The sequence below is a fragment of the Pseudomonas sp. 05N432 genome, from assembly GCF_056396945.1.
In genome coordinates, this window is the sequence record NZ_JBFTMM010000047.1 from 1 (window position 1) to 1,551 (window position 1,551).

Genomic DNA, 1,551 nt, shown 5'->3' on the forward strand with positions numbered 1-1,551 from the left:
GATCACCTACACCGCGACCCTGAGCAACCCGGCCGGCACGCCGATGACCGTCACGCTGAGCAACGGCGCGGTGATCAACATCGAAGCCGGCAAAACGTCCGGTTCCGTGGTGGTCGATACCCCGGCGAATGACGTCTACAAAAACGGCAGCACCGTCAGCACCACCATCGAAAGCACCACCGGCGGCAACTTCGAGCAGCTGACCCCAAGCACCACCCCGGCGGTCACCACGATCACCGACTCGATCGATAACACCGGGCTGACGCTCACCGCCAATAACACGATTACCGAAGGCGGCCAGATCACCTACACCGCGACCTTGAGCAACCCGGCCGGCACGCCGATGACCGTCACGCTCAGCAATGGCGCCATAATCAACATCGAAGCCGGTAAAACGTCCGGTTCSGTGGTGGTCGACACCCCGGCCAACGACGTCTACAAGAACGGCAGCACCGTCAGCACCACCATCGAAAGCACCACCGGCGGCAATTTCGAGCAGCTGACCCCGAGCACCACCCCGGCCGTCACGACGATCACCGATTCGATCGATAACACCGGGCTGACGCTCACCGCCAACAACACGATTACCGAAGGCGGCCAGATCACCTACACCGCGACCCTGAGCAATCCGGCGGGCACGCCGATGACTGTCACGCTCAGCAATGGCGCCGTCATCAACATCGAAGCCGGCAAGACCAGCGGCTCGGTGGTGGTCGACACCCCGGCGAATGACGTYTACAAAAACGGCAGCACCGTCAGCACCACCATCGAAARCACCACCGGTGGCAACTTCGAACAGTTGACCCCGAGCACGACGCCGGCGGTCACCACCATCACCGATTCGATCGACAACACCGGTCTGTCCCTGGCRGCSACCGGTTCGGTCACCGAAGGCGGTCAGATCACTTACACCGCGACCCTGACCAACCCGGCCGGCACCGCGATGAGCGTGACCCTGTCGAACGGCGCCGTCATCAACATCGAAGCCGGCAAGACTTCCGGTTCGGTGGTGGTCGACACTCCAGCGAATGACGTCTACAAAAACGGCAGCACCGTCAGCACCACCATCGAAAGCACCACCGGTGGCAATTTCGAGCAGCTGACCCCGAGCACCACCCCGGCGGTCACCACCATTACCGATTCGATCGACAACACCGGTCTGTCCCTGGCAGCAACCGGTTCGGTCACCGAAGGCGGGCAGATCACCTACACCGCCACCCTGAGCAATCCGGCTGGCACACCGATGACTGTCACGCTCAGCAATGGCGCCGTAATCAACATCGAGGCCGGCAAAACCAGCGGCTCGGTGGTGGTCGATACCCCGGCCAACGACGTCTACAAAAACGGCAGCACCGTCAGCACCACCATCGAAAGCACCACCGGTGGCAATTTCGAGCAGCTGACCCCGAGCACCACCCCGGCGGTCACCACGATCACCGATTCGATCGACAACACCGGGCTGTCCCTGGCAGCAACCGGTTCGGTCACCGAAGGCGGCCAGATTACCTACACCGCGACCCTGACCAATCCGGCCGGCACGCCGATGACCGT

Annotated in this window: 1 protein-coding gene; it reads left to right on the plus strand. The window is 62.5% G+C overall.

From position 1 onward, the window contains the following. Positions 1–1,551: immunoglobulin-like domain-containing protein (locus AC1DHT_RS29115; protein WP_477761583.1), on the plus strand; the 1,551-nt coding region annotated here is incomplete at both ends.